Source organism: Actinoplanes missouriensis 431, assembly GCF_000284295.1.
Lineage (GTDB): Bacteria > Actinomycetota > Actinomycetes > Mycobacteriales > Micromonosporaceae > Actinoplanes > Actinoplanes missouriensis.
Genome location: NC_017093.1, coordinates 549813 through 564820, shown reverse-complemented (window position 1 = coordinate 564820; position 15008 = coordinate 549813). Strand labels below are relative to the sequence as shown.

Annotated in this window: 9 protein-coding genes; 6 read left to right on the top strand and 3 right to left on the bottom strand. The window is 70.2% G+C overall.

The genetic code is table 11. The annotated features are described in order from the left end of the window. The first annotated feature begins 35 nt into the window (after positions 1-35). Positions 36-2393 carry a M20/M25/M40 family metallo-hydrolase gene (locus AMIS_RS02625; protein WP_014440636.1) on the top strand — a complete coding sequence of 786 codons (2358 nt, stop codon included), beginning with the start codon at positions 36-38 and terminating at the stop codon, positions 2391-2393. On the opposite strand, the gene AMIS_RS02620 is transcribed toward AMIS_RS02625, so the two are convergent. Beyond that, positions 2390-2674, bottom strand: a complete 285-nt coding sequence (locus AMIS_RS02620) for a Smr/MutS family protein (protein ID WP_014440635.1) — start codon at positions 2672-2674, stop codon at positions 2390-2392. The genes AMIS_RS02625 and AMIS_RS02620 overlap by 4 nt on opposite strands. A gap of 11 nt (positions 2675-2685) precedes the next feature. After that, positions 2686-3057 carry a tetratricopeptide repeat protein gene (locus AMIS_RS02615; protein WP_014440634.1) on the bottom strand — a complete coding sequence of 124 codons (372 nt, stop codon included), beginning with the start codon at positions 3055-3057 and terminating at the stop codon, positions 2686-2688. Between the two features lie 303 nt (positions 3058-3360). Between AMIS_RS02615 and AMIS_RS02610 the strand changes: the two genes are divergently transcribed. The 5 genes from AMIS_RS02610 to AMIS_RS02590 all read left to right on the top strand — a co-directional run bounded on the left by AMIS_RS02610 (position 3361) and on the right by AMIS_RS02590 (position 10109). Continuing rightward, positions 3361-4098, top strand: coding sequence for a response regulator transcription factor (locus AMIS_RS02610; RefSeq protein WP_041829525.1), 738 nt, complete (start codon positions 3361-3363; stop codon positions 4096-4098). A gap of 1 nt (position 4099) precedes the next feature. Then, entirely contained in the window at positions 4100-5662 is a 1563-nt protein-coding gene (locus AMIS_RS02605; RefSeq protein ID WP_014440632.1) for a sensor histidine kinase, read from the top strand. Positions 5663-5868: 206 nt separating this feature from the next. Next, positions 5869-6936, top strand: coding sequence for a 3-deoxy-7-phosphoheptulonate synthase (locus tag AMIS_RS02600; RefSeq protein WP_014440631.1), 1068 nt, complete (start codon positions 5869-5871; stop codon positions 6934-6936). A gap of 101 nt (positions 6937-7037) precedes the next feature. Then, positions 7038-9236, top strand: a complete 2199-nt coding sequence (locus AMIS_RS02595; protein WP_014440630.1) for an ArnT family glycosyltransferase — start codon at positions 7038-7040, stop codon at positions 9234-9236. A gap of 594 nt (positions 9237-9830) precedes the next feature. Then, positions 9831-10109, top strand: a complete 279-nt coding sequence (locus tag AMIS_RS02590; RefSeq protein WP_014440629.1) for a DUF3040 domain-containing protein — start codon at positions 9831-9833, stop codon at positions 10107-10109. Between the two features lie 55 nt (positions 10110-10164). Here the strand turns inward: AMIS_RS02590 and AMIS_RS02585 are convergent, their stop codons facing one another. Then, on the bottom strand, positions 10165-14916 hold the full coding sequence (locus AMIS_RS02585; RefSeq protein WP_231859218.1) for an ExeM/NucH family extracellular endonuclease: 4752 nt from the start codon (positions 14914-14916) through the stop codon (positions 10165-10167). Positions 14917-15008 lie beyond the last annotated feature (92 nt).

The window sequence follows — 15008 nt, the reverse complement described above, 5'->3', positions numbered from 1 at the left end:
ACCCGGCAGTGACCTCGGCCGCTTAGATGTGAGCCATGCGTGACTTCGCTCTCATCCGCCCGGCGCGACGGCCGATCGCCGCCGCGGCGGTGCTGGCCGTCCTGGCTCTGGCCGGGTTCTTCGCGATCCGGTCGATCACCCCGCCGGCCGCCCGCCCGGCGTCCGCACCGGCCGGTGACTTCAGCGCGGAGCGCGCGTTCGAGCACGTGCGGCAGATCGCCGCGGCGCCGCATCCGGCCGGCAGCCCGGCGAACGAGAAAGTCCACGACCACCTGATCGATACCCTGCGCGGGCTCGGCCTCTCCCCCGAGTCGCAGGACACCGTGACGATCCAGGGCGGCACCCTGTCGGCGAGCGCCGGCGGCGCCGGGCTGGCCCGGGTCCGCAACGTCGTCACGCTGATCCCGGGCGCCGCCTCCACCGGCCGGATCATCCTGGTGGCGCACTACGACTCGGCGCAGGTGGGACCGGGCGGCAACGACGACGCCGCCGGGACAGCCACGATCCTGGAGACCGCTCGCGCGCTGACCAGCGCCGGCGGCCGGTTGCGCAACGACGTGGTGTTGCTGCTCACCGACGCCGAGGAGGCGTGTCTCTGCGGGGCGAAGGCGTTCGTCGACCAGCATCCGCTGGCGAAGGACGGCGGCGTGGTGCTGAACCTCGAGGCGCGCGGCAGCGACGGCCCGGCGATCATGTTCGAGACCTCGGACGGCAACGGGCGGCTGGTCAGCGCGTACGGGGCCGCCCCGCAGCCGGTCGGCACGTCGTTCGCGGTGGAGATCTACCGGCTGCTGCCCAACGACACCGACTTCACGCCGTTCCTGGACGCCGGCTTCCTCGGCATGAACGCGGCCTACATCGACGGCGCGGCCGTCTACCACGCCCCCACGGACACGCCCGAGTCGATGAACACCGCCAGCCTGCAGCACCACGGCGAGAACACCCTGGCCGTGGTCCGTGAGCTCGGCGGCCGGGATCTCTCCGGGATCGGCGAGGGCGGCGACGCCACCTACTTCCCGGTGCCCGGCCTGCTGGTCCGGTACCCGGGATCGCTGGTCTGGCCGCTCGCGGCGCTCGCGCTCGTCGCGGTGGCCGCCCTGGCCTGGCTGGTCCGGCGGCAGGGCCGGGCGACCGGCAAGCGGATGGTCGCGGCCGGCACGCTCACGCTGATCCCGATCGTGGTGGCGCCGGCGCTGGCCCAGGGGCTGTGGGCGCTGCTCACCGTGATCCGCCCGGAGTACGGCGGGCTGCCGATCGACCCGTACCGTCCACTCTGGTACCGCCTCGCGGTGATCGCCCTCGCCGCGTTCACCATCCTCACCTGGTACGTGCTGCTGCGCCGCAAGGTCGGGCCGGCCGCGCTCGCGGTGGCCGGGTTCGGCTGGCTGGCCGTGCTGGGCGCGGTGCTCGCGGCGGTGACGCCCGGTGGCGCGTACCTGGCCACGCTGCCGGCCCTGGCCGGCGCCTTCGCCGCCCTGATCGCGCTGACCGCCGGTGAGGTGGCGGGTGTCGTCGCGATCGCTGCCGGCGGCGTGGTGGCCGTGGTGATCCTGCTGCCCACCGTACTGATGCTCTTCCCGGCGCTCGGCATGCCGATGGCCGGGGTCGGCGCGTTCCTGACCGTGCTGCTCGGGCTCGCCCTGCTCCCGGTCGCCGACCTGATCCACCCGGCGTCGAGCGGCGCCCGCGGCATGGCCGCCTGGCGGGACCGCAGGCTCGGCGCGGTCCCCTCCGCGGTCGCCCTGGTCGCCGTACTGGCCGGCACCGGCACCGGCCTGGCCGTGGACCGCTTCGACGACGAGCACCCGTCGCTCACCCACCTGATGTACGCCCTGGACGCGGACACCCAGCAGGCCCGCTGGCTCAGCCACGAGACCGATCCGCAGGACTGGACCGCGCAGTACCTCACCGAGCCGCCCGGCACGGTCACCGGCCTGCTGCCCGCGTTCGGCGACGAGGAACTGCGCCAGGGACCCGCGCCGGCCTGGTCAGATCTCGCCGCCCCGCAGTTGACCATGATCGGGGATTCCGCGGCGAGCGGCGAGCGGACACTGCGCCTGCTGCTGAAGCCGCAGCGGCCGGCCCGGTTCGTGACCTTGCACGCCGGCTCGGACACCGTGGTCACCCGAGCCACCGTCGCCGGCCGCCCGGTCGAGGTGACCGGCTCGGCAGGCGACGGCTGGGGCTTCGGTTTCGTCTTCCACGCGCCGCCGGCCGAGGGCGTGGAAGTCACGCTGACAGTGCGCGGCGCCGGCCCGGTGAAGTTCCGGGCCATGGACGCGACCGACGACGTGACGACGATCCCCGGTTTCCGGCCACGGCCGTCCGGGGTGGGCGTCCTCGGCTCGCACAGCAGCGAAATGGTCGCTGTCGCGAAGTCCTACACGTTCTAGCGGCCGCGTCCCCTGCGTCCCGTCGGGGCGTCGTGCCGGAAATGCACGAAGAGCCGTCCCCAGTTGTCGCCGTCCTTCTCCACCCGGTGGTAGAGCTGCTTGATCTCCTTCTGGTCCAGGAAGCGGAGCACCTTCTTCTTCAGTGCTCCGCTTCCCTTGCCCGGAATGATCTCGACCGAGGAGGCCTTCTTCTGGATCGCCTCGTCGATGATTCCCCGCAGGGCACGGTCGATCTCGTGCCCCTTGTTGAAGATGTCGTGCAGGTCCAGTTTCAGCTTCACGATCGGAAACCCTACGCGGCGTCGTTCTTACCGAGCCAGGTCTCGACCCGGCGCAGCGCGTCCTGATAGTCGGGCTGCGTCTTCATGGCCGCGGCCAGACGCAGGTGCGGCAGCGCCTCCCGGAACCGACCGGCCCGCTCCAGGGTCCGGCCCAGCACGTGATGCGCGTAGTGGTCGGACGGATCGTGGTCGATCAGCGCCCGCAGCTGCGTCTCCGCGCCGTTCAGCTGGGCCGAGTTGAAGTAGGCCCGGGCCAGCAGCTGGCGGACCGCGGTGTTGTGCGGCTCGGCCTCGACTATCGGCTCGAGCAGCTTCGAGGCGCCGAGCGGATCGCCGGACTCGAAGAAGAAGGTCGCCCTGCGGTACTCCTCGAGAAGATCCACGTCACGCTCCCCACCGCTCGCGTGGCCGGAAAATCAGCCAACGCTCACACAACAACGGGCCAACAGCGAGTGTTCCTCCCCCGACGGTAACCGTGATGCCGCTCGCTGGCGATCATCGGTTTCAGAAACCACCGTCGTGCAACCTCCCATCCCTCATCGCCATGCGCCGCCGTGCCGAACACTGTGACGACATCCGGTGTAGGGACGCTGTGCCTTATGCGTGACCGAACTGTGTCCGCACCGCACAGCTACAACACAGGAAACGAAAAGCCGGCGCAGAGCGTCGCCCAGCACAGTAGGGGCATGACGATGGCGAACGCAGACTCCAGCACCGAACTCCGGCGGCCCGACGGGACCCCGGTCCGCGTCCTCGTGGTCGACGACGAGCCGACTCTCGCCGAGCTGCTCTCGATGGCGCTGCGTTACGAGGGCTGGGAGGTCAAGAGCGCCGGTGACGGCATGACCGCCGTGCGCACCGCCCGGGACTTCCGGCCCGACGCCGTCATCCTCGACATGATGCTTCCGGACATCGACGGCCTGGAGGTGCTCCGCCGGCTGCGTGGCGAGACCCCCGAGGTCCCGGTGCTGTTCCTGACCGCCAAGGACTCGGTGGAGGACCGGATCACCGGTCTGACCGCCGGCGGCGACGACTACGTCACCAAGCCGTTCAGCCTGGAGGAGGTGGTGGCCCGGCTGCGCGGTCTGATGCGCCGGATGGGGCACGCGCCGATGCGTACCGAGTCGCAGCTGGTCGTCGGCGACCTCACGCTGGACGAGGACTCGCACGAGGTCCGCCGCGGCGGTGACCTGATCACCCTGACCGCGACCGAGTTCGAGCTGCTGCGCTACCTGATGCGCAACCCGCGCCGGGTGCTGAGCAAGCCGCAGATCCTGGACCGGGTGTGGAACTACGACTTCGGCGGCCAGGCCAACGTCGTGGAGCTCTACATCTCGTACCTGCGGAAGAAGATCGACGCCGGCCGCGCGCCGATGATCCACACCATGCGCGGCGCCGGTTACGTGCTCAAGCCGGCCGACTGACATGAGCGCCGACGCCCGGCCTCGTCCCGCCCGCTGGCGCAGTCCGGCGGGCTGGTCGCTACGCACCCGGCTGGTCGCCATCATGATCGGGCTGCTCGCGGTCCTGGGCCTGGTCGTCGGCGGCACCGCCGAGATCTACCTCTACCGCTCCCTGCACACCCAGATCGACAACGAGCTGGGTGACGTCGCCAAGCGCGCCACCTTCCAGTCGAACCGCAATCAGAGCAACCCGCCCCCCGACCTGCCGTCGCCGACCAACCCGGAAGGCGGCCGTAATCTCGGCGGCATCCCGGGCAACGCCATCGTGCTCGAGCAGGCTGACGACGGCTCGCTGATCGGCGGCCCGCTGCGGTTCCTAGAGGGGAGCGTCGAGGTCGGCGATCTCACGGATGAGCAGAAGACGACCATCCAGGACGAGGTGCCGGCCGACGGCACCAAGGTCGACGTGACACTCGGTGGCGACCTGCCGCAGTACCGGTTCACCAAAGTCACCAAGAACAACGGCGCTGTCTTCTACGTGGGCCTCTCGCTGGAGCAGGTCAACTCGACGCTCATCACGGTCGCCGCCTTCACCGGATGCGTCGTGCTCGGGTCGCTGCTGATCGCCGGATGGGGTGGGGCGCTCATCGTCCGCCGTACCCTCAAGCCTCTTGATCGTGTGGCAGCGACCGCGACCCGTGTCTCCGAGCTCAGGCTGGACCGCGGCGAGGTGCAACTCGCGCAGCGAGTGCCCGAGCAGGACACCGACCCCCGCACCGAAGTGGGGCAGGTCGGCGCGGCGCTGAACCGGATGCTCGACCACGTCGGCAACGCCCTGGAGGCACGGCACGCCAGCGAGATGCAGGTGCGGCAGTTCGTCGCCGACGCCAGCCATGAGCTGCGCACCCCGCTCGCCGCGATCCGGGGGTACGCCGAGCTCAGCCGCCGCAGCCGCCAAGTCATCCCGGACGAGATCGCGCACGTGCTGACCCGGGTCGAATCCGAGGCGAAGCGGATGACCGCGCTCGTCGAGGACCTGCTGCTGCTCGCCCGGCTGGACGCCGGCCGGCCGCTCGCCCAGGACCCGGTCGACCTGACCATGCTGGCCGTCGACGCGACGAGTGACGCGCACGCCGCCGGGCCACGCCATTACTGGCAGCTCGACCTGCCGGACGAGCCGGTCACGGTGATCGGCGACGGGGCACGCCTGCACCAGGTGCTGGCGAACCTTCTCGCCAACGCGCGGACACACACACCGGAGGGTACGACCGTGACGGTCAAGGTGGGTGCGGTGCCGGACGCCGCCGTGCTCCAGGTGATCGACAACGGTCCGGGCATCAAGCCGGAGCTCGTGCCGCGGATCTTCGAGCGCTTCGCCCGTGGCGACAGCTCCCGCTCGCGCGCCGCCGGCAGCACCGGTCTGGGCCTGTCGATCGTGCACGCGGTGGTCACCTCGCACCACGGCAAGGTCGGCGTGCAGAGCCGGCCCGGGCAGACCGTCTTCACCGTGATGCTGCCGCTCGGCCCACCACCCGTCGTCCCAACAGCTGAACAAACGCCGCAGGAGCTGCATCCGTCGCGGTGAGGCGGCTATGCTGGCGGCGTGTCTCGGACGTGGTCGTTTTATTGGTTTACGAGGCCGGCTCAAGCCGGTGCCTCGGCCATGACCGCATGACCTGAGACACCCGCCAGAGCCGGCTGAGGCAGCGACACGACGTCGCTGCCTTTTTGTTTGCGTCGAGCAAGCCGGCTCTCGCCTCGGGCGATGCCGGCCGAGGAAAGAGAGAAGCCATGACCGCCCCTGAGGTGCAGCGAGTCCGCGACCAGCGCATCGAGAAGGTCGTACCGCTGATGAGCCCGGCGCTGCTGCACCACGAGCTGCCGCTCACTCCTGCGCTGCACGACACCGTGCTGGAGGGCCGCAAACAGGTCGAGGACGTGCTGAACGGCCGAGATCAGCGGCTGCTGGTCGTGGTCGGCCCGTGCTCGGTGCACGACCCGATCGCCGCCGGCGAGTACGCCGACCTGCTGCGCACGGAGGCCGAGCGGCTCAGCGAGGACCTGCTGATCGTGATGCGGGTGTACTTCGAGAAGCCGCGCTCCACGGTCGGCTGGAAGGGTCTGATCATGGACCCGGCGCTGGACGGCAGCGGTGACGTCGGCACCGGCCTCCGGGTCGCCCGCAAGCTGCTGCTCGAGGTCGTCGGCCGGGGCCTGCCGGTCGCCGTGGAGTTCCTCGACCCGATCACCCCGCAGTACATCGCGGACACCGTGGCCTGGGGCGCGATCGGCGCGCGTACCGTCGAGTCGCAGGTCCACCGCCAGCTCTCCTCCGGGCTGTCCATGCCGATCGGCATGAAGAACCGCCCCGACGGCAGCGTCTCCACGGCCGTCGACGCGATCCAGGCCGCTGCGGCGCAGCACGTCTTCCCCGGCATCGACTACTCCGGCACCCCGGCGATCCTGCACACCACCGGCAACCCGGACTGCCACCTGGTGCTGCGCGGCGGCGGTGGCAAGCCGAACTACAGCGCGGCGGACGTCGCGGCCTCGGTCGAGCTGCTGCGCAAGGCCGGTCTGCCCGAGCGCCTCGTGATCGACTGCTCGCACGGCAACAGCAACAAGGACCACATGCGCCAGCCGATCGTGGCCGAGGACATCGCCGCGCAGATGGAGGCCGGTCAGACCGCGATCAGCGGTGTGATGCTGGAGAGCTTCATCGAGCCGGGACGCCAGGACCTGGGTGGCGACCTCACGTACGGGCAGTCGGTCACCGACGCGTGCATGGGCTGGGACGCCACCGTGGCGGTGCTGGAACGGCTCGCCGCCGCATCCGCGAAGCGCCGCCACTCGCTTTAGGACTCTCAGGCTTCGCACAGCAAAGACACAAGGGCGCGACAGCACATCCGTCAATCGTTCATCGGGTACGAATCCGCCAGCTCTCCCCGGGGAGTACCTCGATGACCTCGACGTTGCCGCCGCCTGCTGTTGAGGAGCCGGCTCCCGTTCTCGCGGAGCCGGCTCCACCACGTGATCGCACCGGTGCTAGTCGTCTCCTGCTGGGCCGCAACGACGCCGCCTGGATCCGCCCCTCGCTGATCGCCCTCCTGCTGCTGACCGCGGTCCTCTACATCTGGGGCCTCGGCGCGTCCGGCTGGGGCAACGCCTTCTACTCCGCCGCGGTCCAGGCCGGATCGGAAAGCTGGAAGGCGTTCTTCTACGGCTCGTCCGACGCGGCCAACGCGATCACGGTCGACAAGACGCCGGCCGCTTTGTGGATCATGGCCATTTCGGTACGGGTCTTCGGGCTCAGTTCGTGGAGCATCCTCGTCCCGCAGGCGCTGCTCGGCGTCGCCACCACCGGACTGCTCTACGCCACGGTGCGCCGGGCGTACGGGCCGGCCGCCGGGCTGCTCGCCGGAGCGATCTCGGCACTCACCCCGGTCGCCGTGCTGATGTTCCGGTTCAACAACCCGGACGCGCTGCTCGTCCTGCTGATGGTCGCCGGGGCGTACGCGACCCTGCGGGCCGTGGAGACCAGCTCCACCAAGTGGATTGTGCTGACCGGCGTCTTCGTCGGCTTCGGCTTCCTCGCCAAGATGCTCCAGGCGCTGCTCGTGGTGCCGGCGTTCGGTCTCGCGTACCTGATCGCCGGTCCGCCGAAGCTCGGCAAGCGCCTCGTGCAACTGGTGCTCGCGCTTGTCGCCCTGGTCGTGTCGGCCGGCTGGTACATCGCCGTCGTCGAACTCGTCCCGGCGTCGATGCGGCCCTATATCGGCGGCTCGCAGAACAACAGCATCCTCGAACTCACCCTCGGCTACAACGGCCTCGGCCGGCTCAACGGCGACGAGACCGGCAGCGTCGGCGGCGGGGGAGGTGGCGGCGGGGGCAACGGCGGCGGCATGTGGGGTTCCAGCGGGCTCGGCCGGCTCTTCGACAGCGCACAGGGCGGCCAGATCTCCTGGCTGCTGCCCGCCGCGCTGATCGTCCTGCTCGCCGGCCTGGTGATCACGGCGCGTCGCGCCCGCACCGACCTGCAGCGCGCCGGGCTGATCGTCTGGGGCGGCTGGCTGGTCACCACCGGGCTGGTGTTCAGCCTCATGCAGGGCATCTTCCACGCGTACTACACGGTCGCGCTGGCGCCGGCGGTCGGCGCGGTGGTCGCGATGGGCGCCACGCTGCTCTTCCATCGGCGGGGCAACATCGTCGCGGCGCTCACGCTCGGGGTGGCCGTCGCGGTGACGGCCTGGTGGTCGTACACCCTGCTGGGGCGCAGCGCGGACTTCCTGCCGTGGCTGCGGCTGCCGGTCCTGATCGTGGGGCTGGTCGCGGCGGTCGCGGTGGTGGCGACGTTCCGGTTGGCGCAGCGGCTGGCGCTGGTGGCCGCCACGGTGGCGGCTGTCGCGGGGCTGGCCGGGCCGGCGGCCTATGCGGTGCAGACCGCGTCGGAGCCGCACACCGGGTCGATCCCGTCCGCCGGGCCGTCGGTCAGTGGCGGGGCCGGTGGGCCTGGGGGTGGTGGTCGCGGCGGGTTTAACCGTGGTGGCGGCGGATTCCTCGGTGGTGGGCAGGGCGGATTCCCGGGTGGCGGCGGCCAGGGCGGTTTGCCCGGCGGGGGTGGTTTGCCGGGCGGCGGTGGTTTGCCCGGCGGCGGTTTCCCGGGCGGCCAGAACGGCGGGACCCAGGGCGGCGGGACCCAGGGCGATGGCGGGCGGACCGGCGGCGGCATGCGCGGGGGTGGCGGCATGGGCGGCCTCCTCAACGCCGCCGAGGTCAGCGACGAGATGAAGGCGCTGCTCGAGGAGAACGCCGACGAGTACACCTGGGTGGCCGCGGCGATCGGCTCGCAGAGCGCGTCCGGTTACCAATTGGCGACCGAGAAGCCCGTGATGGCGGTCGGCGGTTTCAACGGCACCGACCCCTCGCCCACGCTGGAGCAGTTCCAGCAGTACGTCTCCGAGGGGAAGATCCACTACTTCATCGGCGGCGGCGGTTTCAGCCGGGGCGGCGGTAACGGCGGCAGCAGCTACAGCTCGCAGATCAGCGAGTGGGTGACCGCCAACTTCACCGCGAAGACGGTTGGCAACACCACCGTCTACGACCTGACCTCCCCCACAGCGGCCGGTGCCGGCTCGGCAACCGGAACCACCACCGCCTGACCGGCAGCATCGGTCACCCGCACCAGCAAGCGGCCCGCGTCAGTGGCGCGGGCCGCTCCGTCTCTACACCAGCGACCGCCCTCCCCGCCAGCGCGATCTTGGCAAATGGCGCCCACCCGACTTCGCCGTTCTGCGGGGACGTTTCGCGCTTGCCGAGTGCCGCTTGAGGATTCAGCCGCAGCAGAGCCGCCGAGCCGTAGCTGGCGCAGGTGAAAGGTGCCTTGATCACCGGGCCGGGGCCGAGCGGGCGCGCGGGCGGGCGGGGGCCGCGAGCCGCGCGGGGGTGCGCCGCGCGGGGGGCGAGCCGCGCGGGGCGAGCCGCGCGGGTGCGGGCGAGCACCAGCCTGATCAGTTTCGGCCACGAGTCTGTCCAGGTAGGCGGCATCCCCAGAGGAACAGATGCCGCCGTTCCGTACATGTCTGATCTTTCCGGTGAACTTGGGCTCGGATGCCGGGCGATGATCCACGCCGGGCGGAAAAATCGGCACACCGACCCGTATCACAAAGGCAATGCAGAGGTAACAATGACTGTGATCGGGATCGCTATATCTCGATCGACAACTCTCCCGGCGCGGCGAACCGGAAGGTGACGGCATGCTCAGTAAAGAGGACAACCGGCGGCTGGCGCAGCTGGAGCGCCAGCTCCAGCGTGACGATCCGGAGTTCTGCGCCCGCATGGGCGGCGGCAACTTCAGCGTCTCCGCGACCGGGCGCCCTCCGCTGCCCCTCTTCGTCCTCGCCGCCGTCCTGGCCGTCGCCTCGCTGGTGTGCGTGCTTGTCGGCTGGCTGATCGCCGGGCTGCTGGTGGCGGCGTGGTCGATCGTCACGGCGATCGCGGCGGGCTTCCGCTGGCGTAACACCCGCCGGATCTAGCGCACGAGAAAGGCCCCCACCGGTGGACACCGATGGGGGCCTTCTTCAGCGCTCGTTACTTGACGATCCGCGTGACGTAGGTCTTGGACTTCGAGCTGTTCCCAGCCTTGTCCTCAGCCCCGTACGTGATCTTCAGGGTGCCCTTCTCGACACCGGTGACCGCCACGCTCCACGCGCCCTTGGCGTTCGGGACCGTGCTGATCGCGGTGGCCTTGGTGGTGGCGTCCCGCTCGGAGCTCGCCTTCACCCAGCCCGTGCCGGTGAAGTAGTACCACTTGCCGGACCGCTCCTGCACCAGCTTCACGGTCACCTCGGCCACACCCGCGCCGAGGTCGTAGGCGGTGCCGCCGACCGACGTCCAGGACGATGCCCGGTCGTCGTTACGCGGCTCGGCGAGCCGGACCTCGGGACCGAAGCAGTCCGCGAGAACGGTCACCACACCGACCGTGACGGTCTTGCCCGCGCCCGCCGCGTTCGAGGGCGTCACCTTGACCTGGAAGAAACCAGGCTTCGTGTACGCGTGCGACACGCGCGTGCCGCTCGCCGACGCCTTGGTGGAGGTGCCGTCGCCCCAGTTGACGGTGAGCTCGGTCGCGCCGGTCACGCCGGTGAAGGCGAGGTCGGTCGACTCGGTCTCCCAGATCAGCTTCGGGTTGAGGCTGTACCGACCGGCCTGCGCCGCGACCACCACCGTGGCCGAGCCGCTGAACGTCGCCGGTCCGGAGTTGCCGACCTCGTCGGTGAGCGTGACCGACACGGTGTAGCTGCCGGCCTTGGCGTACTTGTGGGCCGCCGTGGTCGCGCCGGCCGGGAGCGTCTCCGCCGCGCTGCCGTCGCCCCAGTTCACGACCCGGGTGACCTTCTCCGCCGCACTGACGTCGTCGCTGAGCGCGACCTGGGTCAGGGTGACCGACTGGCCGGGCCAGAGCGCCGCGGCGTTCAGGCTGTAGGTGCCGGTCGGGGCGGTCTCGTCGGCCACGCCCTTGGTGCTGCGCGGCGTGGTGTCGGCGGTGATCGGGGTGTTCTCGGCGAAGTAGTTGACCAGCATGGTGAGGTCGTTGTCGCCGGTCGTCACCTTGTTCTTGCCTGTGCCGAGGGTGGTGAAGTTGTCACCGCCGGCCGCGAGGAACGAGTTCGACGTGACCCGGTAGGTCGCGTTCGGGTCGATCACGACGCCGTTCAGCTTCAGCGAGGACGCGATGATCTTCGAGTACCGCGGCTTGCTGTCGTCGTAGGAGTAGGTGAGCCCCTTCGACGAGCCCAGGTGCAGCACCGGGCGGGACGCCCCGGCCGGCTGCCACTGCTCCTCCAGCACCTTCTTGATGTCGGCGCCGGTGAGCGTCTGGGTCACCACGTCGTTCGAGAACGGCTGGACCGCGAAGGCCTCCGAGTAGGTGACCACGCCGCCGTCGGTGCCGTAGAGCAGGTCGGCACGGAGGCCACCCGGGTTCATGAAGGCGATCTGCGCGCCACCGCGACCCGCGTCGGCGGTCTGGTCGAGCTGGACGTCGGCGATGAAGTTGCCGAGCACCGACTCGGAACCGCGGTCCTCGGTGCCGGCGGCCGTGTAGGCCCGCTTGATGTCACCAGTGATCTTGCCGAGCTCCGCCTTGCCGAGCTCGGTCGCGGTGGCCTTCGCCTTGGTCACGATGTCGGCGACCGCGGTGTTCGACGGGAAGCCGGTGACGTTCAGCAGCTCGGCGGTGGAACCGGTGACCGACTTGGTGGCCGGGTCGTAGGTGAGCACCGCCTTGCCCAGCTTCAGACCGTAGTCCTCGGCCTGGATGACCGGACGGGTCTTGTCGGTGCCGGGGACCGGGACCTGGAACGCGTACGGCTGGTGGGTGTGGCCGCTGAAGATCGCGTCGATCTCGGCGCTCACCCGGGTGAAGTCGCCGAAGACCTCGTCGTTCTGCAGCGCCGCGGCGGAGTCGATGTTGGTCTCGGCCGCGCCCTCGTGGGCGAGCAGCACCAGCACGTCGGCCTCACCGTTGGCCTCGTTGCCGTCGGAGAGCTGCGCCGCGAGCGTGTTGGTCTCGGCGATCGGGTCGCGGAACTCCACGTCCTTGATGCCGTCCGGGCTGACCAGGGACTTGGTCTGCTCGGTGACGACGCCGATGTAACCGACCTTCACGCCGCCCAGGGTCTGCACCGAGTAACCGGGCAGGATCCGCTTGCCGTCCTTGTAGACGTTCGCCGCGAGGTACGGGAACTCGGCCCGGTCCTCGACCCGCCCGAGCAGGTCCGACAGGCCCTTGTCGAACTCGTGGTTGCCGACCGCGGAGACGGCCAGGCCGCCCTCGTTCAGCACGTCGATCGTCGGGTTGTCGTTGTCGATCGCGGAGATGAACGTGGAGGCGCCGATGTTGTCACCGGCCGAGATCCACGCGGTGTTCGGGTTGGCCGCGCGCAGCTGGTCGACCGCGCCGACGAGCTGGGCCGCGCCACCGTTGCCGGTGGTCGGCGACTCGAGCCGGCCGTGGAAGTCGTTGATGCTGAGCAGCTGCAGGTCCACCGGGCCGGCCGCGCCGGTGTCCAGGCCGACGACGACCGGGTCGTGGTCGCTGGAGCGGTACGGGTCCGGGGAGTAGAACTGCGCGTTGCCGTCGTACTCGAAGGCGAACGACTCGACCGAGTTGATGTTCCAGATGTCGACGCCGGTGATCCGCTTCGAGAACTCCGGGGTCACCAGCGCGTGGTCCAGCGAACCGGACTCGCCGCCGTAGACGTACGAGGACTTGTCGGGCGCGAAGGAGGCGTGCGCGTCGGTGTAGCCCTTGTCGTAGAGGACCTGCAGCGGGTCCTCCTGGCCGTACGAGTTGAAGTCGCCCAGCAGGATCACCTTGTCGGTGCCGAGACCCGCGACGAAGGTGGCGAGCGCCTGCGCCTGCCGGACCCGGTCACCGTTGTACGCGCCCTGCCCGTCACCGGTGTCCACGTTGTCACCGGTCGGCGTCACCGAGGTGCTCTTCGACTTGAAGTGGTTCGCCACCACGGTGAAGTCGATGGCGCCCGCGGTGAAGGTCTGCGCGATCGGCTCGCGGGCGTTGCCCCAGACCGTCTCGTCGTTGACCGACTTGGACGCGCCCTTGGGCGTGGCCACCGACGGCTTGTAGATGATCGCGCTGGTGATGTAGTCCTGCTCGGCCGCGCTCGGCAGCTCGGCCGGCGAGCGGACGTAGTCCCAGGTGCCCGCGCCCTCCTTCGCGTTGAGCGCGCCCACCAGCGTCTTCAGCGCCAGCTGGGTGTCGGTCTCCTCGAAGCGGACCGAGTTCTCGATCTCCATGAGGGCGATCACGTCGGCGTCCAGGGCGGTGATCGCCGATACGATCTTCGTTTCCTGCTTCTCCAGGGCGGCCGCGTCGGTAGCGCCGCGCGCCTCGCCACCGAAGTGGACGAAGTAGTTCAGCACGTTGAAGCTGGCGACCTTGACGTCGCCGCCCACGGCAGCCGGACCGGCCGTACGCGGGTTGGTGTGCTTGAACGTGGTGCGGGTCGCGGCCGGGGTGCTCGCGTCGACCGGGGTGGTCGGCTGCAGGCGCCACTCGCTGAACCCGTAGCTCAGGACGCTCGGGCCGAACTGCTCGACGGTGTCGCCGACGCGCAGCGGCTCGTCCTTCGAGAAGTACGGCGGCGCGAGCCCGGCCGTGGCCAGGTTGGTGGTCTTGGCGTCGTCGAGCAGGATCCGGCCGGCCCTGTTGTCCGCCTTCACCTTCGCGGCGGCCTCGGAGCCGGGGCGGGCCACGTCGGTCGGGATCCGGGCCGGGTCGTCACCGGCGGCGAGGATGATCTCGCCGTACCGGTTGGTGTTGTAGACGTCCGACACGGTGTACGCGCCGAGCGGGGCGACGAGCATCGACTCGACCGACTCGCGGGCGTCCTCGGCGAGCGGCAGGGTCAGCGCGACCGGGGTGGGCACGGTCGCGCCGGTGGCGCAGACCTGCACGTCGGCCTTGGCGCCGATGGAGATCTGGGTGAGTCCGTTGTACTCGCTCACCGCGCCGGCGACCCGGACCAGGTCGCCGATCGCGACCGACGGGTGGTTCGCGGTGTTCGAGGTCAGGTAGACCTGGATGCCGTCCGAGGCGGCGCCCGCGGCGACCTGGCGGTCCCCGCCGGAGCCGGCGGTCTGGATCGCGATCGCGTTGTAGCCACCGGTGCGGTGGTCAGCGGTCACGACGCCCTCGACCGTGACGGTCTTGCCGGCCAGGCCGGTCGCCGTCCCGGTGCCCTGCACCTCGGCGATCGAGTTGGTGACCGGGGTGGTGCAGCCGGCGCCGGGCTCCTCCGGCTCTTCCGGCTCCTCGACGACTGCCTTGTTCAGCGTGCCGAAGCTGCTGGCGGCCGGCGCCTGCCAGGCGCCGTCGATCTTCTGCAGTGAGTAGCCGACCGGCGTGGTGGTGGTCTCGGCGACCCCGATGTCGGTGCCGGCGACGCCACCCACCGTGAAGGTGCCCTCGTAGGTGAGGAACTCGGCGATGGTGCCGTCCGGCTTGACCAGGGCGACGCCGTCGGGCGCACCGTTCTGGACACCGTCGGTCGGGTACGTCTGAACGACCACACCGGACGCCGGGACGACGCCGCTGAGGGTGGCCGTGTTGTACGCGGCGCCACCGTTGCCGTTGTAGAGGACGACCCGCCAGCCGGTCAGGTCGAACCCGGCCGGGGCCTCGATCTCGACAGCCTCGCCGCTGTCGGTGCCGGTGTTGTCGTAGTGGATTTCGCTGATGAACGGCGTGTCAGTGGCCGCTACGGCAGGGCCGGCCAGCGAGAGGCCGAGCGCGGTGACCACGGCGGTGGCACCCACGCTGCGTATATATGGACGCATCGAGATAGGTCCTCCGATAGGAGTAGATCCGCCGCAGCGTAGGTAAGCCGAATGACGATCAATTCTCTTTC

What these genes read in the sequence shown, in the direction of transcription:
- AMIS_RS02625 (WP_014440636.1), top strand. Translation starts at nt 36, where the DNA reads ATGCGTGACTTCGCTCTCATCCGCCCGGCGCGACGGCCGATCGCCGCC.
- AMIS_RS02610 (WP_041829525.1), top strand. Translation starts at nt 3,361, where the DNA reads ATGACGATGGCGAACGCAGACTCCAGCACCGAACTCCGGCGGCCCGAC.
- AMIS_RS02605 (WP_014440632.1), top strand. Translation starts at nt 4,100, where the DNA reads ATGAGCGCCGACGCCCGGCCTCGTCCCGCCCGCTGGCGCAGTCCGGCG.
- AMIS_RS02600 (WP_014440631.1), top strand. Translation starts at nt 5,869, where the DNA reads ATGACCGCCCCTGAGGTGCAGCGAGTCCGCGACCAGCGCATCGAGAAG.
- AMIS_RS02595 (WP_014440630.1), top strand. Translation starts at nt 7,038, where the DNA reads ATGACCTCGACGTTGCCGCCGCCTGCTGTTGAGGAGCCGGCTCCCGTT.
- AMIS_RS02590 (WP_014440629.1), top strand. Translation starts at nt 9,831, where the DNA reads ATGCTCAGTAAAGAGGACAACCGGCGGCTGGCGCAGCTGGAGCGCCAG.